We start from the raw sequence: 21,298 nt of genomic DNA on the forward strand, positions 1-21,298 counted from the left end.
GCGAAAACTGGTAGAGATAGAGTCAACAGAGCCGCAATCGGGAGAACTGCCGGAGAGGAGGGACTACACATGAAGCAGGTCATAAAGGAGGCGATGGGAGACTGCTCTACCATAGGGGATTTTCGCTTTCTCCTTCGCTGTCAGGAGTGCGGCAGAACATGGCACAGCAGCCCCGTCCGCTTTTCCAAGGCCGGCACGAGGCCGGAGACAGAGGGGATGCGTGCGGTGTTCCGGACGCTCTACGAGCGGGAACGGGCGGCTGCCCGGGAAAAGGCCGCGGCGGAGGCCTCAGAGATCTTCAGCCAATGTCCTGTCTGCGGCAAACTGGTGTGCGACCACTGCTTCCTGATTTGCGAGGATCTGGATCTATGCACTGCCTGCGCGGAAGCATTGCAGGTGCGCGGCGATGTTGTGGCAGGAGAAGCCTCCTCCCCGCGGGAGTTCCCTGCCGAATCAGCCGGAAGAATTTCAACAGAAGGAGATGGAATGACATGAGAAAACGGAAAAACACTGGGAGGCTCCTGAGCATCCTGCTCTGTCTTGTGATGGTGCTGGGAACGCTCCCCATCACAGCCCAGGCGGAGGAGTTGGGCAAGGTGCCGGGCAGTTCCGACACAAACACGTATGAAAAAGCAGACATCAAAGTGGAGATTTCGGTCGTGAAACATGTCCAGCAAACCGGCACGGAAACACCTCCCGCTGAGACCTTTGAATTTGAAGTGGAGGACACGGCTCGGGATGAGAAGCATCCCCTTTCCTACTACGGTATTGGTGTAGAGGAATTGAAGCTGTCCACGAACGATGGGGTCGGCGATGTGGAGAAAACGTTCTCTTTCAAAGTCTCGTGGACAAATGATTATGCCGACTATCACTGGGATGCCGTCCCCAAGTCCGGCACGAATACGGTCGCCTGGTACAGCAAGACCTTCCTGCTCAGGGAGAAGAATGACGGCAAGCCTGGATGGAACTATTCTAATAAGGAATATGCGCTGACCTTCTGGTATGACATTGAAGATCGCACAATGCAACTAAATATCCATGATCCCGGAAATGATGCGTATTACCCAAAAGCGGAGTTTACCAACACCTACAACGGCACGCGCTATGAGCTCCCCTTCACCAAGACGGTGAAGCTGGGCGGCAACACCGCTCCCGGCCGGGAGACCTTCGAGCTGGAGATCTTCGGTGTCGGCGTCAGATACATGGAGGAACACGCGAAGGACCTCTACACCGCTGTTGTCACCACCAACGGCGCGGGCGATTACGATGGCGCACTGGTCATCTCCGGCCCGGCGGATCAGGTGCGTGATCTGGTCTGCGAGGGCTTCTATGTCAGGGAAAAGAACGCCGGAGCCGCCAACTGGACGTATGACGACGCGGTATGGCACATCCTGCGGGAGCGAACCGATGCGGAGGGCGACTATATCATCGTAGATACAGATGCGCCGCTGGTCAATAATCTGCCTGCTGATACGCAGCCGGAGACGGAAGCGAACGAACATCGCCTTGTCATCCACGCTACGACGTGGGAGGAAAGCGACAACGGTGGCCGTTATGCGGATTCCGAGGCGCTGGCGGATAAGATGACCTTCACTAACACCTATACCCGCAGCACCAGCGGCGGCGGTGGCGGATCCACCGGCGCGGCCATCACAGCCAACAAGACCGACGCTCAGGGCAAGGCCCTTGCCGGGGCCACCTTCGTGCTGGAGGACAGCCGGGGCCGGGAGGCCTATCAGGCCACCTCCAACACCAGCGGCACTGTGCGCTTTACGGATGTTTCCAGCGGTACCTATACTCTGCTGGAAAAGAAAGCCCCGGAGGGCTATGTGCTCTCCAATGAAACCTACACCCTCACCGTCAGCGGTTCCCGCGTCACGATGAACGGCAAGGCCTATTCTCCCGTGACCTTCGTCAACCGCAAGGCCGCGGAGTTGAACCGCACCGACCACTTCGCCTTCCTGGTGGGCTATACCGACGGCACCTTCGGGCCGGAGCGCAACATGACCCGCGCCGAAGTGACCACCATGTTCGCCCGCCTGCTCACCGAGCAGATCGAGGCGGATAAGACCTATTCCAACACCTTTTCTGATGTGCCGAAGGGCTGCTGGGCGGCCAACTACATCGGCTATATGCAGCAGTTCGGCATCATCACCGGCTATTCGGACGGCAGCTTCCGCCCCGACGCCCCTGTGACCCGTGCCGAGTTCGCCGCCATTGCCAGCCGCTTTGAAAAGCTGACCGAGGGCAGCAAGAGCTTCACCGATGTGCCGGATACCTACTGGGCAGCCAGGTACATCAACTTCGCGGCCACCCGCGGCTGGGTCACCGGTTATTCCGATGGGACCTTCAAGCCGGAGAACACCATCACCCGCGCCGAGGTGGCGGCGGTCACCTGCCGCCTGCTGGAACGCAGCGCGGATCAGAGCTATATCCGCAGCCATCTCAAAGAGCTTCGCACTTTCTCGGACGTGACTGAGAGCCACTGGGCATACTGGTACGCCATGGAAGCCGCCAACGGCCATGACTACACCAAGTCCGGCGGCAGCGAGAACTGGAACCGCACCTATCGGTAACGGATCACCGGGTCCCCCGGCCCCAAACGGGTCGGGGGATACTCTTTCCGCAAAGCAAACGCAAATTATGGGAGAAAGGAACGTATCATGCAAGTAACACTCACCCATCTGCCGGATACGGCGGCGGAATTTGAGGCGTTGTCCCGCCGCACGCCGGAGGAGGTCTGCGCATGCTTCCTGTGCGCATTGAACCTATACATAAAGGACAAGGACGCGGGTGTGGCCGCCATGGACCTGCTGCGCGGGCCGCGTCCCATGACGCCTTATGACGCTCAATTTCTGCGGGACCGCCTGCGGGGCAAGGAGTATCTGCCCCTGGCCTACTTTGAGGGCGCAGCGCCGGAAAACAGCTATACCCCTGCGCAGCCCTATGTGCTGAACGTCCTGCCGGATCCCCGCCCCCAGGACATGGAGCCGGGCTATCTCCGGCTGTTTCTCAGGACGGCAGGCGCGGATTCTCCCCGTCCCATCAAGCTGCGGCAGAAGCCCTCTACCGGGGAATGGTTTTTGTGGGAGTATTCCAGCCCCTTGAGCGGCATCCGCATCCCCGCCGCGCAGGACCCGTGGGCATGACGCGATGGGAAAGAGATGTTTGGCGCTGGTGCTGACGCTGCTGCTGGCACTCAGCCTGAGCGCCTGCGGCAGCCGGCCGGATAGCACCACTCCCCCCACCGGCAGCGGCGGAGAAAACGACAGCGCATCGCCCACACCTGCATCGCATGACACCACCTATTGGACTGCCGTGCGGTACGAGTCCTACAATCCCTCCTTCGGCCGCACGGAGGTCAGCGCTATGCCCACGGAGAAATGGTGGGCGGACCTCTATCTCAATGAGGACGGAACCGCGCTGTTCCGGGAGGCGCTGGGCTTTGGCTACGCCTCCTACCTGATAAACGCCGAATGGTGGCTGGGGGCGGACAATGCCCTGCGGCTGACCGGAGAGGATACTTACGGAGACTTCGTTGCCATGGACGGACGCAAGGAGAAGGATGGCTCCGTGATGCTGGAGACCCCTTACGGGAATCGCTTCTATTTTGAGCCGGCGGAACGGCCGGTTTCCGGCGGGGAGCTCTGTATGGCGGATCTGGAGGGGACCTGGCGAATGAGCGCCGGTGAAGTGGAGGGCGACGAGTTCAGCCCGGAGGAGATGCACATGGCCTCTCTGCTGAACATTGAGCGCTGGTGGTCCGACGATGAGGGCGGCTATACCCTGCGTGCCGACTACTACAGCGCCCACCTTTTGGATACGGACGCTCCGGAATACGAGACGGAGGAGGATCTGCTGACGGAAAAGCTGGATGAGCCGCTGATGTACGGCCTTCCCAACGAGCTTTGGTCCGCTCGGCTCTACGCCGAAGACTCTGAGGCGGAGTACTATGTCACCCTGACGGACCGGAACACCCTGTACCTCCGGCAATACGATGAGCCGGACAACGCGCCGGCAGCCCGCACCGCCATCTATACCCGCGAAGAGAGCCTCCTGCCGGAGACGCTGACGTTGGCCCTGGCGGACGAACCCGATAAGTCGCTGATGTTTTACTGGCGCGACCCGCCTGTGGAGGTGGCGCAGCCGCTGGCGGCGATCCCCATGACCGCGCTGGAGAAGGGCGGGCAGAACAAGCTGCTGCTGGTGGGACGCTGGTACGCGTCGGATATCCGGTTCTGCACGGGAACGCCCCAGCTGAACGCGGACGGCACCATGCGGGAGTGGATCACGGATACGGTGCTGTATGAGGGAACGATCCGGATCAACGAACCCCAGTGGTTCTCTCTTACGATTCCGGAGAAAACGGCAAAGCTGTGCCTGTTCATGAAGCGGCCCTGGGACGAGAGCTGGTTTACCTGGCCCATTACGGATCAGGCTCCGTTTTTTGTCAGCGGAGACACCTTCCTGACGGAGGTAGATTAGTGCTCCGCCGCCCTGACGGCGAAGCGGCAGTCATTGCAAGGAAACCATTTCAAACAAAATCAAACAGAAAAGGAGACAGGAACTATGGGACTCATCAAAGCGGCATTGGGCGCAACTGGCGGCGTGCTGGCCGACCAGTGGAAGGAATACTTCTATTGCGAAGCCATCCCCTCGGATGTGCTGGCGGTAAAGGGCAGGAAAAAGGCCACGGGCCGGTCCAGCAACAAGCACGGCGACGACAACATCATCACCAACGGCAGCGTGATCGCCATTGCGGACGGCCAGTGCATGCTCATCGTGGAGCAGGGCAAGGTGGTCGATGTGTGTGCAGAGCCCGGCGAATACACCTACGATATGTCCACCGAGCCGAGCATCTTCTCCGGTGATCTGGGCGATGGCGTCAAGGACGTGTTCGCCAACATCGGCAAGCGCTTCACCTTCGGCGGCGAGGCCCCCAAGGATCAGCGCATCTACTACTTCAACACCAAGGAGCTGACGGGCAACAAGTACGGCACGCCCAGTCCCGTTCCCTTCCGCGTGGTGGACCAGCGCGCGGGCATCGATCTCGATATCGGCATCCGCTGCTTCGGCGAGTACAGCATCCGCCTCAAGAACCCGCTGCTGTTCTACACCAACGTCTGCGGCAACGTCAGCGAGGACTATAAGACCGAGAATATCGCGGGCCAGATGAAAACTGAGCTGCTGACCGCTCTTCAGCCCGCGTTTGCAAAGATCAGCGAAATGGGCATCCGCTATTCCGCCCTGCCCGGCCACACGCTGGAGCTGGCGGACGCCCTCAATGAGCAGCTTTCCGGCAAGTGGCGGGATCTTCGCGGCATGGAGATCGTCTCCTTCGGCGTTTCCAGCGTGAAGGCCAACGAGGAAGACGAGCAGATGATCAAGGAACTGCAGCGCAACGCGGCCTTCATGGACCCCACCCGCGCGGCGGCGCACCTTGTCGGCTCGCAGGGCGACGCAATGAAGGCGGCAGCCGCCAACACAGGCGCAGGCCCCGCCATGGCCTTCATGGGCATGGGCATGGCCGGTCAGGCAGGCGGCATGAACGCACAGAACATCTTCCAGATGGGTCAGCAGCAACAGATGCAGATGCAGCAGCAGGCGGCGCAGCCCGCTCCCGCTCCGACGGTGCAGGGCTGGACCTGTTCCTGCGGCCAGAGCGGCATCACCGGCAACTTCTGCCCCAACTGCGGCAGCAAGAAGCCTGAGCCCAAGCCCGCCGGCGATAGCTGGAAATGCGCCTGCGGCGCCACCGCCACCGGAAAGTTCTGCCCGGAGTGCGGCAAGCCTAAGCCCGCCGCGGCGGCGGACGGCTGGACGTGTTCCTGCGGCGCGGTGAACAAGGGCAAGTTCTGCTCTGAGTGCGGCGCGAAAAAGCCCGCCGGCGTCCCCCAGTATAAATGTGACAAGTGCGGCTGGGAGCCTGCCGACCCCAAGCATCCCCCCAAGTTCTGCCCCGAGTGCGGCGATCCCTTTGACGATGGGGACATCGTTGGATGAAGCGCCGGATGGTCTGGATCCTTCTGGCGGGGATACTCGTAGGTTTAGCCCTTTCCGGGCTCTATAAGCACTTTGTCACAGACCGGATCATGGACGGGGGCGACGGCATGGAAAATCCGGATGCCGCGTTCCCACTGGACGGCGACCATACCTATGTGGACAATTCCGTCCTCTGGCCCGTGCTGGAGGGAGCGTGGGAAAGTGAAGACGGCCGCTGGCAGGCCGACATCGGCGAAGAGAGCGGCATCGTTCTCAGCGCGGACGGCGAGACCGTCTTGGCGTCCCCCCTCGATTTTGCCTATCTCCGGCCGGGCAAGGTCGTCTGGACGGAGCTGGAAGTAGAGGAGCGCGAGCTTGTGACGCCGGACGGTGCTTCACTTGGCAGGATCAAGGAATTTGGCTATGAGGCATCGGACGGCGAGGGCAGCGGAACGCTGGAGCTGACGCTGGAACGGCCGGACGAGAGTGAAGAAACGGTGACATTCCAAAAAATACAGGAACAGGAGCAATAGATCATGGGCTTATTTGATAAGAAGTACTGCGACATCTGCGGCGAGAAGATCGGCCTTCTCGGCAACCGCAAGTTAGAGGACGGCAATCTCTGCAAGGACTGCGCGAAAAAGCTTTCGCCGTGGTTCAGCGACCGCCGCCGTTCCACGGTGGAGGACATCAAAGGGCAGCTTGCCTACCGCGAGGAAAACCGGGAAAAGGCGGCGCAGTTCCGCACCACCCGCTCATTCGGCGAGGATCGGAAGGTGCTGCTGGACGAGGATCACCGCTGGTTCACCGTCACCCGCGCGCGGGATCTGGCGGAGGCCAACCCCGATATTCTGGACTTTGATGCCATCACCGGCTGCCGAATGGACATTGATGAGAGCCGCACAGAGCTGACGCGCGAGGACGCAGACGGCAAGGAAGTGAGCTATGTTCCGCCCCGCTACGAGTATTCCTACGACTTTTTCCTTGTCATCTCCGTCCGCCACCCCTACTTTGACGAGATGCGCTTTTCGCTCAACAGCAGCTCTGTGTACTATGAACCGCAGAAACTGCCGCAGCGCGCTCCGATGAGTCACGCGCCGATGGATCGACCCTCGGGACGCCCCAAGATGATCAATGCGAGCCGTTTCGATCCGGAGGACTGTGCGGAGTACCGCAAGTATCGTCAGATGGGCGACGAGATCTGCCAAGCGCTTGAGCAGGCGCGCAGCGGCGGCAAGCAGCCTGCCGGCGCTGCACCGGAAGAGAACATCATCATGCGCGAAGCTGCGCAGGACATTCCTGCGGCAGGCCCCTGGACGTGTCCCGCCTGCGGCGGCGCCAACACGGGCAAATTCTGCGAATACTGCGGCTCCCCCCGCCCCTGACACCCGGCGCCGCGCAGCACGGACACTGCCGCGGCAGGAAACAGACAACACATGGGAACACCCCTTCGAGGGATTAACAATATATAAATACAAAAATTTTAGGAGGAAACGATTATGGCTAACCTGACCGAAAATTTGAAGGACTCTATGACCGCAACCTTCCCCCGCGAATTCGATATCCCCAACGCAATGACGATCCAGGAGATCTATGACAAGCTGAACGCCCGCGCTGCGGCATTCCAGATGCCGTTTTCCGTCAAGGGCGGTATTCCCGGCGAGCGCGTCGTCTTTGAGAAGGAACCAAACCTTGATGTTATCATCTGGCTCCACGTCAAGGATGGCACGCACATCAAGATCACGCCTGTCACGCAGGATAGCAGCGCCAAGATCAACGGCATCGACGTCGGCAAAAACAGCGTGATGCGCAAGGGCGTCAAGGGCGTTGCCAGCAGACCACTGCTGCAGGGCCAGTACATCGACGGTGTGACCGACACCATCAAGAAAATCCTTGCCGACGAGACGGTTCCCGACTATGTGGCGCCCGCGGTAATGCCCGGCGCGGATAAGCCCCTGAACTGGCTGACCCTCCTGCTGCTGTGCATCTTTGTCGGCGGCGCGGGCATCCACCGCTTCTATGCGGGCAAGATCGGCACGGGTATTCTCTACCTGTTTACCGGCGGCCTGTTCGGTATCGGCTGGCTCATCGACCTCGTCAAGATCGCCACCGGGAAATTCACGGATAAGAACGGCAATGTCGTTCAAAAGGCATAATGCCGCCGCCTGAAGCGCAGATCGCGGAACCACAGGATCGATGATAAGGAGTTCACTATGAAAAAAATCGTTTCTCTTGCACTGGCATTGGTGCTGGTGCTCTCCCTTACCGCCTGCGGCGGTAAGGATGGCGGGAAATCCGCCGACCCCAACCTCGGCAAATACATCGGCACAGAGTTCTCCAGCGACGGCGACAGTTGGTATTCCTTAGCCGACCTCTATGACGGCGAGTGCTATATCGAGCTCAAGAGCGACGGCAAGGGCGTGTTCTGCCTCGGCGGCGAGGCGACCGACATCAAGTGGTCGCTCGAAAGCGACGGCGCTTTGACGCTCAAGCGCGACGGTTTGGAAAGCAATGGCCTTTTACAGGACGGCTGCATCATGCTCGACGATCTCTGGGGCAACGAGGTTTACACCCTCTACGAGAAGGAAGATGCCGACTCCTCGCCGGAAAAGACCGGTGATACGCTGCTGGACTGGTGGAACGGCGACTGGTACGGCTGGTGGAAGATGACCGGCTGCTCGGGCTATTACGAAGACATGGAGGGCGACTGGTGGGATATCTGCGGCAATATTGACATCGGCGCGGACAAGACCGGCGTCGTCCGTCTCTGGGATGAGGACTACTCAAGAGACAGCCTCATGGCGAAGGTGAATGTCACCCTGAGCACCGCCGGCACCGGTGAGCACGGCACGATGACCTCTGAGGACGGCCAGTTCACGGATATCGCTATCGAGCACGCGGACTGGATCGTTGACCCTGGCCTGGCGGATCGGGATGATCTCATCTGCATCGACGGCTACTACGAAAACGGCGACGATGAGTTCTACTACGAGATCTATCTGCGCCCGTGGGGAACCTACTGGGACGACGCAGATGAGGATTCTCGCCCCAAGTCCTACGACGACTGGTATCTGCCCCTCATCAAGGCGGGCAAGTCCATGCCGGACGCCATCGGCGCGGACGCCCCGGCAAGCAGCGGCGATACGAAGCCCACAACGCCGGGTACCGATTCAAATGCTCCCAGCGGTACCGGCCTTGTGAGCGAGGAAGCGGTGCAGAAGGGCTACGTGTGGATGAACGAGGTCAATAACAATATTTTTGACACCACCTACGAAGGCCTCGTCGACTACTTCGGCGTGGAGGGCGAGTTCGTCAAGGAAGAGTACAGCGACCACATGAAGAGGAACCAGCGCTACTACAAGTGGGTCTCGAAGGACGATCCCAGCCACTACGTCTACGTCAACTTCGCCGAGGAGGAACCGGGCGTTTATAAGGTCAGCGCCTTCAACACCAGCGGCTTCTCCGGCAAGGAAGCCATCGAAAAGTATCTTGACACCGTGAAGGCTGAGGCGGCTGAGGCGGATAAGGCAGCCACCGCAAACGCCAAGATGAAGGACTTCTCCGTAACCGTCACGCAGTTCGCGCACGATGATGTCGCGGTCAAGATCACGACGAAGATCCCCGAGTCCGGCTGGTCGTATGACGAGGGAAAGAAATGCCTTGTGGAAAACGACGATCCCACAGCCTTCGGCGCGGGCGCCATCAGATTCGAGGTAAGAGCCAATGTGGAGGACTTCGACTACTACAAGGACAGCTTTGAAAACTATCAGGATATCGATGATCGCGTGATCGGCGGTATCACCTTCAAGGGCCGCACCTACAAGCGCATCGGCTACGACTGGATCGAGTACGTCGCGCAGATCGACGATGGGCGTGCGCTGTCCATCGGACTGACAGATATTGACTGCGTTCCGGGTACGATGCCCGACGTCATCCTCAGCGGCATGACGATCAAGTAAGTTCATCGGTATATTTTGCCTGACCACAGCGTATCAAACGGCGCCCGCCCGCAGCGCGGGCGGGCGCTTCCTTGTGAGAAAAAAGAAAGAGGTGGAACCATCTATGCCAACACAGGTAACCAACTATCAATGCCCCGGCTGCACCGGTCCGCTGCACTTCGTAGGCGCTTCCGGTAAGCTGGAGTGCGAATACTGCGGCGCGAGTTACGACGTTGCAGAGATCGAGGCGCTCTACGCGGAGAAAGAAGAGAAGGCCGCGGCGGCGCAGCAGGCGGCTGAAGAAAAGGCCGCGGAGCAGAAGAAAGCGTCCGCCGACGGCGGCGATTGGGATACCTCCGGCTTCAGCGACGACTGGGGCGAGGAGGGTGCGCACATGAAAGCGTACAGCTGCCCCAGCTGCGGTGCGGAGCTCATCTGCGATGAGAGCACGGCGGCAACGTCCTGCCCCTATTGCGGCAACCCCACGGTGGTGCCGGGGCAGTTTTCCGGAGAGCTGAAGCCGGACTTCATCCTCCCCTTCAAGCTCAGCAGGGAAGATGCCATCAAGGCGCTCAGAGAGCACTACAAGGGGAAGATTCTTCTGCCTAAGACCTTTACCAACGAAAACCACGTGCAGGAGATCCGCGGCGTTTACGTCCCCTTCTGGATGTTTGACGGCAAGGCGATGGGCGACGCCCGTTATGAGGCCACCCGATCCCACAGCTATACCTCCGGCGATTACGAGATCACGAAAACGGAGCACTTCGACATCTACCGCGCCGGCTCCGTCACCTTTGAGAAGGTGCCGGTGGATGCCTCCAGCAAAATGCCGGACGATCACATGGATTCCATCGAACCCTACGATTATGAGGGCTTGAAAAGCTTTTCCACAGCCTACCTTCCCGGCTTTCTTGCCGACAAGTACGATGTGAGCGTGGAGGAGAGCCGCGAGCGTGCGGATCAGCGCTGCGAGGGCACGCTGGACGCCGCGCTGCGCGGCAGCGTGAAGGGCTACGATACCTGCACCCGTCTGACCGGCAGCACGGATCTGGCGCGGGGCAAGGTACATTACGCCCTCATGCCCGTGTGGATGCTCAATACCAAGTGGCAGGGAAAGGACTTTCTCTTTGCCATGAACGGGCAGACCGGAAAGCTGGTCGGCGACCTGCCGGTCAGCTGGGGAAAATTCTGGGGCATGTTTGCCGGCATTGCGGCACTCCTTTCAATCGTCGGCTCTATCGGAGCCACGCTGCTGATGCTGTAACAAGGGGGGACGGACATGAAAAAAAGAATGACAGCTTTGCTGACCACGCTTTTGCTGGCGCTGGCTTTGTGCGTCCCCGCCATGGCGGCGGTGGAGTACGGCGCGATTTACGATGAGACCGAGGTGCTCGGCTCCGTGGAATTGACCTATCAGGGGGAGCAGACGCTCCCGCAGCTTACGGAAGCGCTCGGCATTGACCTGCGGGTGGATGTATTTACCGACGAGGGCGTGGAAAATAGCAGCGTCTCGGATATCGCGGTGTATGTCTATGAGAATTCCGGCTACGGCTGCGGCGAGAAAAGGGACGGTGTCTCGCTGACGCTGCTGCTGCGCGGCACGGAGAACGGCGCTTACACGCTCTCGGAGACGGATTGGTGCGTGTATGCCCTTCTTGATACGGCGCGAGGCAGCGCACAGGAACTGTCCGACGTTGTACGCGACGCGGTGTCGCCCTACATGGTCCAGCGCGCATGGAACGGCGAGGACATGACCATGAGCGCCACGGCGCTCTCGCAGGCGGTGGGCGCCATGGCGGAGAGCGTGGAGAACTACCTCCAGGCAGGCGCCTCGCCGGAAGTCACCGGCGATGATGCTGAGGCGCAGACGCCGGAGCAGACCGGCGCCGATATGAACTATATCTTCGATCTCAGCGACCAGCTTTCCTTCGAGGAGTGGGCGGAACTGGAAGCACGGGCTTCGGACATTTCCCAGCGCCACGGGTGCGGTGTTTATGTTGCTTTTGTGAATGACTTCACGGAGTACGGCGGCGGGAACGATGTTTACAAAACCACCTATCAGCTCTATCACGCCAATGAGCTGGGCATGGGCGAGAACCGGGACGGCATTATCATCCTGCTGAGCATGGACGAGCGCGACTATGCCATGTTCGTCTACGGCAAAAACGCGGAATATGCGTTCAATAAGTACGGTCAGGAGCAGCTGGAGGATGCCTTCCTCGGTTACTTCGGCGACAACGACTGGTACGGCGGTGCTTCCCATTATCTGGATACCTGCGATGAGTATCTGACCCTTGCGGAAGAGGGAGATCCCGTGCGGAAGAATACTCTTCCGATGTACCTCATTGTTGTGGCGGCCTCCTGCATGATATCCGGCTTCATCTGCATCATGCTCAAGTGGAAGATGCAGACCGTCCATAAGAAGGTAGAGGCCGACGAGTATGTCGCCGCGGGCGGCCTGACGCTGACAAAGCAGTACGACCGCTACACCCACACCACCGAAACTCGCACCAAGATCAGTTCCGATTCTGACAGCGGCAGTACCAGCAGCTGCAGCGGTGGAGGCGGCAGCGGCCGCAGCGGAAAGTTCTGAGAAGGAGGCGGACGATGAAGCAGTGTATCCTGCGCCGAGCCCTTTCGGCACTTCTCTGTCTGGTGCTGGCGCTGAGCCTGACTGCCTGCGGCGGAGAGACCGAGCGGCCCGAGACAGAAGGCGGCAGCGGCATGACAGGGGCGCTTTCCGGCGGCAAGGGCAATGTGTCTGAACCAAAGGACGATCCAGACGATCCAGAGAAAGCGGAGGCGGGACTTGTCCTGCTGCGGGCGTGTATGGCAGAGGATGACCAGTTGGCCGGCGCGGTGGCCTACCTTGGTCAGCGCGAGCCAAACGACAGATCGTCGATGACGGAGTGGCTGCTCGAAAACAGCGGCGATCTTGTTTCCGAGCTGCCGTTCCTGCTGGAGATCCCGGCGGAGCGTGTGCTCGGCGGAGAGAGCGGCAAGCTCTACTGCATCGTCCCCCGGGACGAGAGCACCAGTCTCGCTGTAAATCATGTGACCTGGGAGTCACAGGGCAACGGAGTGTGGCCGGTGGCGGACGAGGTCCTCTATCGGGAAGAATACGCGCAGCCTGTGCTGGTATTCGTAAATTATGAGGAGTGGCCGGATGAGCCGGACACGGAGGTCAACCTTGTGACCAACAACGGCCTGGAGGTGAAATGGTATCCGCTGACCGATGAGTCCGGCTGCCCCGTCGTGCCCACCGGCGTGAACTACGCCCCCATGCTGATGGATTTTGGGATCTTTGGCGCTATCACGGGCCTTGACTATCCCGAGGATTGGGAGCCGGCGGGCGACGACTGGTGGCTGCCGCCTACGGATATGGGCCTGGCAGACACCACCTGGGTCTGTGATGACTGGCTGATGAGCCTGCACTACGGCGATTGCGACCCTGACTATGCCGGGATCGCCGAGCTCTACCACCGCTTTGAAGACAATACAGAGCTGACACGGGTCTTTTCCGGCGTGTGGCGCATGGAGGATGACTGCCTGCGGCTGGATCTCTCCGCCGGCGTCGGCAGCTCCCTCAGCGGCAGTTTCCCGACCCTCATCTCCCCCTCCGGCGAGGAGATGCATTTCCAGCGTTCGCGCAGCGGCGAAGGGGTCCCCTTCCTGCCGGACGATATGGACTCCATTGATCTGACACGGAGCTATGGCTGAATCCCCTTTCATTTTTCCAAACACTCGCAGTTTGCCCCACATCTATTCTATCGAGAGACGCTGAAACAAAAAATGCTCGTAAGGCAGTGTGAAGTGATCCTCCGGGCATAACGCACAACCAAAGCACCGAAAGGCGCGGCGGCAGGAAAACTGTGCCGCCTGGACATTTAGGAACCGAACGCGGGCTTGGCCGCCTGCTGCTGAAATGTGGTCCCTACTCACCACCTCCCAACAAGTTCAACGAGAAGTAAGGCGGCGATGAGCGTCGGAAATCATGCTCATCACCGCCTTGTTTCATAGTATAGGGAAATGCGGGTTATCCGCTGGAGAGTGAAAGACGGGTGTCGTTGATTATTTCCATGGTGCATTTTCGCTGATACAAAGAAATTCACGCGAAGAGGCAGGGAATCTTTTCTGTCAATCGGAGTTGATTTTCTACATAAGACACAATGGCATTGGAGCCTTTTTCGCTGTCAATGTCGCAACAGAAATCAAAAAGGCAAAAACACACAGCTGCGCTGTGTGTTTTTGCCTTTTTGCCTTGTAAGGGACTTCTTTCCTCGCTGCCGGGGACCTCCTCCAGCTTCTGAAATCTGGTTTCCAATTTTTCAGAAATGGAGGAAACGGCAAAATGCCGTACACCCAAGATCATCGTTCAAGCATTGAAACGAACTCTACAGGGGCGGAAAATCCGCCAGAATTCCCCAGCGAGGAAATATTTTTGAAAAATTTCAAAAATATTTCCGAAAACTTTGCAAAACCGCACCTTCCATTCGGGATAGAAGTGAAAGGGGAAGAAAGCCGGCCTCTCGGTGCATGAGAGGAGGTGAACAACTCTTGGAGCTGACACCATCCCAAAAGAAAACCGTTAGACATCAGTTCGACAGCTTTTGCAGGAAGGTTTTGCGTGAAGAAGCCCGCGATTATAAGCGTCATATCGCGTGGCGTTCCGACCATGAGGTATCCCTTTCGGAGCTGTCAGAGGAGCAGGAGCGCCAAATGTATGTGCTGGACGAGTATCCGTCCGAGCAGACGCATTTTCATGTGCGGGGCTATGATGTGGCAATCGAAAACGAAGATCTCGCCAACACCCTGACGGTGCTGCCGGATGATAAGCGTGACATTGTTCTGCTTGCGTATTTCCTTGATATGACTGATCAGGAAATTGCGGACAAGCTGGACATGGTACGCCGCACCGTGCAATACAAACGCGCTCAGTCGCTCAAGGAATTGAAAAAAGAAATGGGGGTTACGGAAGATGGCGCGCAATCTGAGTAATGCCGCTGCATCTCTGCTGCCTTACTCGACCATCGAAGCGGCAACATCCGGCAATGTGGACGCGATCAATGCTGTGCTGAAGCACTATGAACGTTATATTGCAGCTCTGGCAACCAGAACGCTGTATGACGAAAATGGTGTTCCGCACCTTTGCCTCGATGAAGAAAAGGTGTGCAAGATGCGAACTAAGCTAATTATCAAGATTCTTGACTTCAAGGTAAACAAAACAGCCTAAAACCAAAAGCAGCCCGAGCAGGAGCGTATTCCCCTTTCTGCGCTTCTGCAACGGGCCATTCGTGCATCCGCGAGGAAAGGTTCTTATCGCCTGATGGGAGCCTTTCCCGGCTGAAATTTCACACGCGTCTCAAGGCGTGGATGTGCTGCACCTTGAAAATTTTATAGGCAACCGGATAACAAACCTGAACGGAGCAAAGCCCGGCAAATGGCGCGCCATGATCCGCACAGAGAGGAGGACTTGGGCGAGCGATTCAGCCAGTTTGCACCTGCGTGTGGCGGCGCAGTTGGCCATGACCTCTGTTCAGCTAACGATACTCCCGCGTTGAACGCCCTCAAAGCATTGCGCGGCGCACCCATCAGCATGGGTCGGGGTGAGATTCCCGTGGGCGGCTGCCAGCCGCCGTCCGGTTTTGCCATTTTTCTTATATTCATTTTTGCATCAATTACAGCGCCATGCTACGATGCCGCTTGAAACATGATGCTGTGGTTATAGAGAGGAATGTGAAGTGGAATGAAAGCCGCAGTACTATTTTGCCACAGTGACGAGCAGGAACTTAATAAAGTAGTCGGAAAGGAATTGGGTAGGCAATATGCGCAGTTATGCCAATATGCTAATGAGCATAATTTTGAGCTGGAGCAGGTCTTTTTCCATGTTGGGCAATTGGATTATGAACATCCCGATGATGTGCTTTTGCGATTTTTGCGTGGGTTGCAAAGTAGCAGATCGAGAATTGTTATCGCAGAAACACGAGATTACTTCCCAGAGAGTCAAATGAGGTTTATTCCTCCGACACAAGCGTGCTTTTTGAGGGAACATATTCAACAAATGAAGGTAGGTAGCAGGCAGCACCCGCTGCCTGCTGAAAAGAGAAATTTATCCGGAAAGCCATATCTATACAGCAAAGAGAAAACTCGTTGAAATTTGATGAGTTTTGATATATCAAAAGAGATTGAGAAAAACCTTTCTCAGACGGCAGGGTTAGGATACCGACACGCTGCTGCATTAAATCAGCTCAGAGCGAAATTGACATGAAAAAGCACAGCCACCTCGTAAACTCAACGAGGTGGCTGTGCTTTTTCATCAGGCAATTACATAGTTTTTGATGAAGGAGGTGTGCCATGAAAACACAGGAACTGGTAATCAGCTGTTTTTACGATAATGATGGGGAGTCCATACGGGACTTGCTATATTCATCCTTCGCTGCCTTCCTCAAGCGGGAGCTTGGAAAATTTGCGCCCGCACAGGATCATCCTGTATGATTGACGGGATGAATGGCCGCTTATCTCAGGAGGTTAGAGTATGTATCAAGAGATAAGCAACCCTATGGATTATCATGTGGCATTATACATCAGACTGTCAAAGGAGGATGAGAGCGAAGGGCCATCGCAGAGCGTGACCAATCAGAAATCCCTTTTAGATGAATTTGTCCAAAAGCACCGTTTACAAGTTTATGACACCTACATTGACGATGGCTGGAGCGGAACCAACTTTGACCGCCCGGATTTTCAGCGAATGATCGGCGATATTGAGGCCAAGAAGGTCAATATGGTTATCACCAAAGACCTCTCCCGTCTGGGGCGTGACTACATCATGACCGGTCACTACATGGAGCGGTACTTCCCGGAGCATCGGGTGCGCTACATTTCCCTCTTGGACGGTATTGACACCGGCGTGGAGTCCAGCGCCAATGATATTACGCCCTTCCGCGCCATTATGAACGACATGTACGCCAAGGACATCTCCAAGAAGATCAAGAGCGTCAAGCGGGATAAGCAGCGGAAGGGGCAGTTCATCGGTGGCAAGCCGGTTTACGGCTACAAAATGCACCCCACCGAGAAAAACAAAATCGTCATTGACGAGGAAGTGGCTCCCATGGTTCGGCGGATCTTTGCCATGGCGCTGGACGGCGTTAGCTGCCGCCAAATTGCCGCTACGCTGAACGAGGAGGGCGTCCCTACACCGGCCACCTACTGCGGCTGGAACATGGGTCGCAAAGGACCCTATGCGGGGCTGTGGAGTAGCGAGCGTATTTCCGATATGCTGCAAAATGAGACCTACATCGGCAATATGGTGCAGGGGCGGCAAGTGAAGATCAGCTACAAGTCTAAGAAGTGTTTGCATCAAGATCGTAATAATTGGGTTGTGGTTGAAAATACCCATGAGCCGCTGATTGACGCCGAGAGTTTCCGCAAGGTGCGGATGCTGGTGAACAGCCGCAAACGCACCCGAAGCCGTACCTATGATTTTCTGTTGAAGGGCTTGATTTTCTGCCACGAATGCGGTCATCCCTTGGGCGTGCTGAATCGCCCCAACGCCAAGGGAGAAGAAACACTGTATTTCGTCTGCCGTACCTATCAGCGTTTTACCAAGAACAGTGCCTGCACCACACACTATATCAAGGAAAAAACGGTAACGGATGCAGTGATTGCCAAGGTTCGAGAGGCCTGCGAAGACTATTTGACCGCGGAAGCATTGCTTCCCGCTGCGGAAAAGGCGGTGAAGGAGGCGTCGCAGGAGAGCAAGACGGCGGCGGAGATCAGCGCTCTGCAAAATAAGAGTGCCAACCTTACAGAGCACCTTGACCGAATGTACACCGACCGTCTTTCCGGTTTGCTGCCGGAGGAGGACTTTCAGCGTATCTTCACCCGTATCAAGGACGAACGGGCGCAACTGGAGGAACGAATCAAGGAGCTTCAACAGCAGCAAAAGAACCCTATCAGCCAAACAGAGCGAGCAAAAGATTTGGTACAAAGATACCTTGATACGGCATACGCCAACCGGGAATTGCTGGTGAGCCTGATCGAGCGGATCGAGCTGACAGCGGCCAGAGAGGTCATTGTCAAGTTTCGATTTGCAGAACTTCAGCAGACGGGATAAATCTAGTCATATCAATGGTTTGCGCCGTTATGAGCGGCGCGATTTTCAAGACGAAATCACTTACAATTACGGATGCGCTATGTATCGCGCATCGAAAAGCGCGCGCTGCAAAAGCTGGAGGAAGCCCTCGGTGAACGGCAATAAAAAACGCGGGGCGCATTAGCGCCCCGCGCCCGCTCAGGGGATGAGCGGAAGAGAGAAAGAGAAGAATATCATCAGAGAATCGTGCCGCCACCGAGCACGGTGTCGCCGTCGTACAGCACGACGGCCTGACCCGGTGTGATAGCGCGCTGCGGCTCGTCGAAGACGAGGTGCACGTGCCCGTCCTCAAGCACCGTGACTGTCGCCGCCTGCTCGCGCTGGTGGTAGCGCACGCGCGCGGTCGCGCGCAGCTCGCGCGGTGGGACGTCGTAGGCGATCCAGTTGAAGTCATTTGCCATCAGCTCACGAGAAAAAAGCGCGTCGTTGCTGCTTAGCACCACGCGGTTTTCTGCCGCATCGATGCGCTTGACGTAGAGCGGCGCGTCCGCGGCGATGCCGAGGCCCTTGCGCTGGCCGACGGTGTAGTGCACGATGCCCTTGTGCCGGCCGAGCACACGGCCGCTTTCATCGACAAAGTCGCCCGCGGGGCAGTCGCGGCCCGTGTAGCGCGCGATAAAGCCAGCGTAGTCGCCGTCCGGCACGAAGCAGATGTCCTGACTGTCCGGCTTGTCGGCGTTGTAGAAGCCCTGTTCCTCCGCGATGCGGCGCGTCTCGCTCTTGTGCATCGCGCCGAGCGGCAGGCGCGTGTGCGCCAGCTGATCCTGCGTGAGCGAGTAGAGCACGTAGCTCTGGTCCTTGCTCTCATCGAGCGATTTTTTGAGCAGCCACCGCCCGTTTTCCTGCTCGATGCGCGCGTAGTGGCCGGCCACAATGGCATCGCAGCCTAAAATGCGGGCGCGCTCGTAGAGCCGCTCGAACTTCAAGTAGCGGTTGCAGTCGATGCAGGGGTTTGGCGTCGCGCCGCGCTCGTAGGACGAGATGAAGCGGTCGATGACCTGCCCCTTGAAGTCGTCTGAAAAGTTGAAGGCATAGTAGGGGATGCCGAGGTGCAGCGCGGCAAGCCGCGCGTCCTCGACGTCCTCGAGCGAGCGGCAGGTTTTGGTGCGGCTGACACCGATGTCCTCGTTGTGGAAGAGCTTCATCGTCGCGCCGATGCACTCGCAGCCCTGCTCCTTCATCAAAAATGCGGCGACGCTCGAGTCCACACCGCCGCTCATCGCAATGAGTACCTTATCCATATTTCCTCACATCATGCGGCACGCTTTGGCGCAGGGAATGTCCCTGTGAGAAGCGATGCCGCGCTTATCGTTTTGCCTTATTTTGCCGCGTGCTTATAAAGTGAACGGCTTTTTGCCGCTGACGAGGTCCTTCCACAGCGGGGACATGCCGCGTAAGTATTCCACGACCTCTGGCACGGCATCGAGGATGCGGTCGATTTCCTCGTCGGTGTTCCATTCGCACAGGCTCAGGCGCAGCGAGCTGCGTGCCACGTCATGCAGGCGGCCGATGGCCAGCAGCACATGGCTTGGGTCGAGCGAGCCGGACGTGCAGGCGCTGCCGGACGACGCGCAGATGCCCTTTGCGTCGAGCAGAAGCAGCAGGCTCTCGCCCTCGACGCCCTCGAAGCAGAAGCTCACGTTGCCGGGCAAGCGGTTCACGGGATCGCCGTTGAGCGCGCTGTGCGGGATCTTGGACAGGCCATCGATCAGGCGGTCGCGCAGGGCGCTGACCCTTTTCGCGTTCTCGTCGAGGTGTGCGCAGGCGTCTTCGAGGGCTGCGGCCATGCCCATGATGGCGGGGATGTTCTCCGTACCCGCGCGCTTGCCGCGCTCCTGCGCGCCGCCCTCGATGAGGTTCGTCAGGAAGACGCCCTGACGGGCGTACAGCACGCCGGTGCCCTTCGGCCCGTGGAACTTGTGCGCGGAGAGCGTCAGCAGGTCGATGTCCTGCGCCTTGACGTCAATGGGCAGATGCCCCGCGGCCTGCACGGCGTCGGTGTGGAACAGCACGCCCGCCTCGCGGCAGACTGCGCCGATCTCGCTGATCGGCAGGATGGAGCCGATCTCGTTGTTGGCGTACATGACGGAAACCAGGCACGTATCCTCGCGGATGGCGCGCTTGACCTGCTGCGCCGTCACGGTGCCGATGGGGCCGACGGGGAGCAGCTCGACGGTGAAGCCCTCTTTTTCGAGCTTTTGGAGCGTGTGCAGCATGGCGTGGTGCTCGAATGCGGTCGAAATGATGTGCTTTTTGCCCTTGCGTTCGCCGAGACGCGCGGCGGAGAGGATGGCCTGATTGTCGGCCTCGCTGCCCCCGGAGGTGAAGTAAATTTCGCGCGGGGAGGCGTTCAGGCACTTGGCGATGCGGTCACGCGCGCTGAGCAGCGCCTCGGCCGCCTGCTGGCCGACGGAATGCAGGCTTGAGGGGTTGCCATAGATCGTCTCCAGATAGGGGAGCATGGCGTCGATCGCGGCGCGGCTCGTCTGGGTCGTCGCGGCGTTGTCCGCGTAAATAGTGGTCATTGAGATAAATCCTATCTTATAAGTATGTTGATATGATACACAGGAACGCCCGCTTTGTCAATGGATTTTGCGCTCTGCGCGGGGCAAAAAAGGAAGAACCGCTCGCAAGAGCGGTTCTTCCTTTTACAATAGGGGGGTGGAGGATTTTTGACTTACTTTTCCAGCTGCGTCCAGTCGCGGGTCTCGCGCAGCTCGGTCCACTTCTCATACTTGGAGTTCGTCTTGAACTTGTAGTAGTGGCTGTTCGTCGCTTCCTGAACGGCGAGGTAGTACCAGGCCTTCGGGTTCGCGTTGTCCGTCCAGACCGTCATGTTCGGGAGGAGATCGTCCTCGGTCTCGGGCTGGCGGTTGAGGACGCGGTTGACGAGCGTCACGGTCTCGGCACGGGTGATGTCGCGCTGGGGACCAAACGTGCCGTCGGGATAGCCGGTGATCCAGCCGTTGTTGTAGGCGATGCTGATCTCGTCCTTGGCCCAGTGGTTCGCAATGTCGCTGAACTTCGCAGCGGTCTTGTCACCGTCGTGATCGAAGCGGGCGGCGATGTCGGCGAACTCAGCGCGGGTGATGGCGGCGTTCGGGCGGAACGTGCCGTCGGGGTAACCCGTGATGATGCCCATGGAGCTGAGGGTCGAGACCGCGGTGTTGTACCAGGAGGTGGCGGCCACGTCGGAGTAGCGGTTGGTCTTGGTCAGGTTCTCGTC

At 58.4% G+C, this 21,298-nt stretch carries 21 protein-coding genes; 18 read left to right on the forward strand and 3 right to left on the reverse strand.

The genetic code is table 11. The features are described from left to right. Positions 1–69 precede the first annotated feature (69 nt). The 18 genes from NI20_RS0110170 (at position 70) to NI20_RS0110245 (ending at position 18,033) form a co-directional block, all read left to right on the forward strand. Positions 70–495: a hypothetical protein gene (locus tag NI20_RS0110170; protein WP_197055383.1), complete on the forward strand. Its 426-nt coding sequence runs from the start codon at positions 70–72 to the stop codon at positions 493–495. Beyond that, the gene (locus NI20_RS0110175) at positions 492–2,576 is read left to right on the forward strand and encodes an S-layer homology domain-containing protein (protein ID WP_033121288.1); all 2,085 of its coding nucleotides are present in this window, start codon (positions 492–494) and stop codon (positions 2,574–2,576) included. The genes NI20_RS0110170 and NI20_RS0110175 overlap by 4 nt, the downstream gene beginning before the upstream one ends. Positions 2,577–2,663: 87 nt before the next feature. Further along, positions 2,664–3,149, forward strand: a complete 486-nt coding sequence (locus NI20_RS0110180; protein WP_052084589.1) for a hypothetical protein — start codon at positions 2,664–2,666, stop codon at positions 3,147–3,149. A 4-nt stretch (positions 3,150–3,153) separates the two neighbouring features. Continuing rightward, entirely contained in the window at positions 3,154–4,485 is a 1,332-nt protein-coding gene (locus NI20_RS0110185; protein ID WP_156108623.1) for a hypothetical protein, read from the forward strand. Between the two features lie 84 nt (positions 4,486–4,569). Continuing rightward, positions 4,570–6,003, forward strand: a complete 1,434-nt coding sequence (locus NI20_RS0110190) for an SPFH domain-containing protein (protein WP_033121291.1) — start codon at positions 4,570–4,572, stop codon at positions 6,001–6,003. Further along, entirely contained in the window at positions 6,000–6,515 is a 516-nt protein-coding gene (locus NI20_RS0110195; protein WP_033121292.1) for a hypothetical protein, read from the forward strand. Before NI20_RS0110190 ends, NI20_RS0110195 begins: the two co-directional genes overlap by 4 nt. A gap of 3 nt (positions 6,516–6,518) precedes the next feature. Continuing rightward, positions 6,519–7,367: a DUF4428 domain-containing protein gene (locus NI20_RS14280; protein ID WP_052084590.1), complete on the forward strand. Its 849-nt coding sequence runs from the start codon at positions 6,519–6,521 to the stop codon at positions 7,365–7,367. A gap of 114 nt (positions 7,368–7,481) precedes the next feature. Continuing rightward, complete coding sequence (locus NI20_RS0110205) at positions 7,482–8,138, forward strand: TM2 domain-containing protein (RefSeq protein ID WP_033121293.1); 657 nt, start codon at positions 7,482–7,484, stop codon at positions 8,136–8,138. A 57-nt stretch (positions 8,139–8,195) separates the two neighbouring features. Next, positions 8,196–9,941: a hypothetical protein gene (locus tag NI20_RS0110210; protein WP_033121294.1), complete on the forward strand. Its 1,746-nt coding sequence runs from the start codon at positions 8,196–8,198 to the stop codon at positions 9,939–9,941. Between the two features lie 103 nt (positions 9,942–10,044). After that, the gene (locus NI20_RS0110215) at positions 10,045–11,184 is read left to right on the forward strand and encodes a zinc finger domain, LSD1 subclass (protein WP_033121295.1); all 1,140 of its coding nucleotides are present in this window, start codon (positions 10,045–10,047) and stop codon (positions 11,182–11,184) included. A 15-nt stretch (positions 11,185–11,199) separates the two neighbouring features. Further along, positions 11,200–12,513 (forward strand): TPM domain-containing protein, encoded by a 1,314-nt coding sequence (locus tag NI20_RS0110220; protein WP_033121296.1) that lies wholly within the window; start codon positions 11,200–11,202, stop codon positions 12,511–12,513. Positions 12,514–12,527: 14 nt separating this feature from the next. Further along, complete coding sequence (locus tag NI20_RS0110225; RefSeq protein ID WP_033121297.1) at positions 12,528–13,640, forward strand: hypothetical protein; 1,113 nt, start codon at positions 12,528–12,530, stop codon at positions 13,638–13,640. Between the two features lie 631 nt (positions 13,641–14,271). Then, the gene (locus NI20_RS14645; RefSeq protein WP_081958467.1) at positions 14,272–14,460 is read left to right on the forward strand and encodes a hypothetical protein; all 189 of its coding nucleotides are present in this window, start codon (positions 14,272–14,274) and stop codon (positions 14,458–14,460) included. Between the two features lie 17 nt (positions 14,461–14,477). Then, positions 14,478–14,918: a sigma-70 family RNA polymerase sigma factor gene (locus NI20_RS14650; RefSeq protein ID WP_033121298.1), complete on the forward strand. Its 441-nt coding sequence runs from the start codon at positions 14,478–14,480 to the stop codon at positions 14,916–14,918. Beyond that, the gene (locus tag NI20_RS0110235) at positions 14,899–15,153 is read left to right on the forward strand and encodes a helix-turn-helix domain-containing protein (RefSeq protein WP_033121299.1); all 255 of its coding nucleotides are present in this window, start codon (positions 14,899–14,901) and stop codon (positions 15,151–15,153) included. Before NI20_RS14650 ends, NI20_RS0110235 begins: the two co-directional genes overlap by 20 nt. Positions 15,154–15,666: 513 nt before the next feature. Next, a complete protein-coding gene (locus NI20_RS0110240; RefSeq protein WP_033121300.1) occupies positions 15,667–16,074 on the forward strand; it encodes a hypothetical protein in 408 nt (135 codons plus the stop codon). 200 nt (positions 16,075–16,274) lie between these two features. Continuing rightward, a complete protein-coding gene (locus NI20_RS15160; protein WP_156108624.1) occupies positions 16,275–16,415 on the forward strand; it encodes a hypothetical protein in 141 nt (46 codons plus the stop codon). Positions 16,416–16,455: 40 nt separating this feature from the next. Beyond that, positions 16,456–18,033 carry a recombinase family protein gene (locus tag NI20_RS0110245; protein WP_033121301.1) on the forward strand — a complete coding sequence of 526 codons (1,578 nt, stop codon included), beginning with the start codon at positions 16,456–16,458 and terminating at the stop codon, positions 18,031–18,033. Between the two features lie 215 nt (positions 18,034–18,248). Here NI20_RS0110245 and mnmA read toward each other — a convergent pair whose 3' ends face one another. The 3 genes from mnmA to NI20_RS0110260 form a co-directional block, all read right to left on the reverse strand. Then, positions 18,249–19,313 carry a tRNA 2-thiouridine(34) synthase MnmA gene (mnmA, locus tag NI20_RS0110250; RefSeq protein WP_033121302.1) on the reverse strand — a complete coding sequence of 355 codons (1,065 nt, stop codon included), beginning with the start codon at positions 19,311–19,313 and terminating at the stop codon, positions 18,249–18,251. Positions 19,314–19,406: 93 nt separating this feature from the next. Continuing rightward, entirely contained in the window at positions 19,407–20,597 is a 1,191-nt protein-coding gene (locus NI20_RS0110255; RefSeq protein WP_033121303.1) for a cysteine desulfurase family protein, read from the reverse strand. Between the two features lie 152 nt (positions 20,598–20,749). Beyond that, the coding region (locus tag NI20_RS0110260) for an S-layer homology domain-containing protein (protein WP_033121304.1) at positions 20,750–21,298 on the reverse strand (549 nt) is incomplete at its 5' end.

Source organism: Oscillibacter sp. ER4, assembly GCF_000765235.1.
Classification (GTDB): Bacteria; Bacillota; Clostridia; order Oscillospirales; family Oscillospiraceae; genus Hominicoprocola; species Hominicoprocola fusiformis.

Bases quoted from the DNA above. Each gene is read 5' to 3' on its own strand.
- NI20_RS0110195 (WP_033121292.1), top strand. From the start codon at position 6,000: ATGAAGCGCCGGATGGTCTGGATCCTTCTGGCGGGGATACTCGTAGGT.
- NI20_RS0110220 (WP_033121296.1), top strand. From the start codon at position 11,200: ATGAAAAAAAGAATGACAGCTTTGCTGACCACGCTTTTGCTGGCGCTG.
- NI20_RS0110215 (WP_033121295.1), top strand. From the start codon at position 10,045: ATGCCAACACAGGTAACCAACTATCAATGCCCCGGCTGCACCGGTCCG.
- NI20_RS0110205 (WP_033121293.1), top strand. From the start codon at position 7,482: ATGGCTAACCTGACCGAAAATTTGAAGGACTCTATGACCGCAACCTTC.
- NI20_RS14280 (WP_052084590.1), top strand. From the start codon at position 6,519: ATGGGCTTATTTGATAAGAAGTACTGCGACATCTGCGGCGAGAAGATC.
- NI20_RS0110225 (WP_033121297.1), top strand. From the start codon at position 12,528: ATGAAGCAGTGTATCCTGCGCCGAGCCCTTTCGGCACTTCTCTGTCTG.
- NI20_RS0110245 (WP_033121301.1), top strand. From the start codon at position 16,456: ATGTATCAAGAGATAAGCAACCCTATGGATTATCATGTGGCATTATAC.
- NI20_RS0110255 (WP_033121303.1), bottom strand. From the start codon at position 20,597: ATGACCACTATTTACGCGGACAACGCCGCGACGACCCAGACGAGCCGC.
- NI20_RS15160 (WP_156108624.1), top strand. From the start codon at position 16,275: ATGAAAACACAGGAACTGGTAATCAGCTGTTTTTACGATAATGATGGG.
- NI20_RS0110210 (WP_033121294.1), top strand. From the start codon at position 8,196: ATGAAAAAAATCGTTTCTCTTGCACTGGCATTGGTGCTGGTGCTCTCC.
- NI20_RS0110190 (WP_033121291.1), top strand. From the start codon at position 4,570: ATGGGACTCATCAAAGCGGCATTGGGCGCAACTGGCGGCGTGCTGGCC.
- NI20_RS0110235 (WP_033121299.1), top strand. From the start codon at position 14,899: ATGGCGCGCAATCTGAGTAATGCCGCTGCATCTCTGCTGCCTTACTCG.
- NI20_RS0110240 (WP_033121300.1), top strand. From the start codon at position 15,667: ATGAAAGCCGCAGTACTATTTTGCCACAGTGACGAGCAGGAACTTAAT.
- NI20_RS0110175 (WP_033121288.1), top strand. From the start codon at position 492: ATGAGAAAACGGAAAAACACTGGGAGGCTCCTGAGCATCCTGCTCTGT.
- NI20_RS0110170 (WP_197055383.1), top strand. From the start codon at position 70: ATGAAGCAGGTCATAAAGGAGGCGATGGGAGACTGCTCTACCATAGGG.
- NI20_RS0110180 (WP_052084589.1), top strand. From the start codon at position 2,664: ATGCAAGTAACACTCACCCATCTGCCGGATACGGCGGCGGAATTTGAG.
- NI20_RS14645 (WP_081958467.1), top strand. From the start codon at position 14,272: ATGCCGTACACCCAAGATCATCGTTCAAGCATTGAAACGAACTCTACA.
- mnmA (WP_033121302.1), bottom strand. From the start codon at position 19,313: ATGGATAAGGTACTCATTGCGATGAGCGGCGGTGTGGACTCGAGCGTC.
- NI20_RS0110185 (WP_156108623.1), top strand. From the start codon at position 3,154: ATGGGAAAGAGATGTTTGGCGCTGGTGCTGACGCTGCTGCTGGCACTC.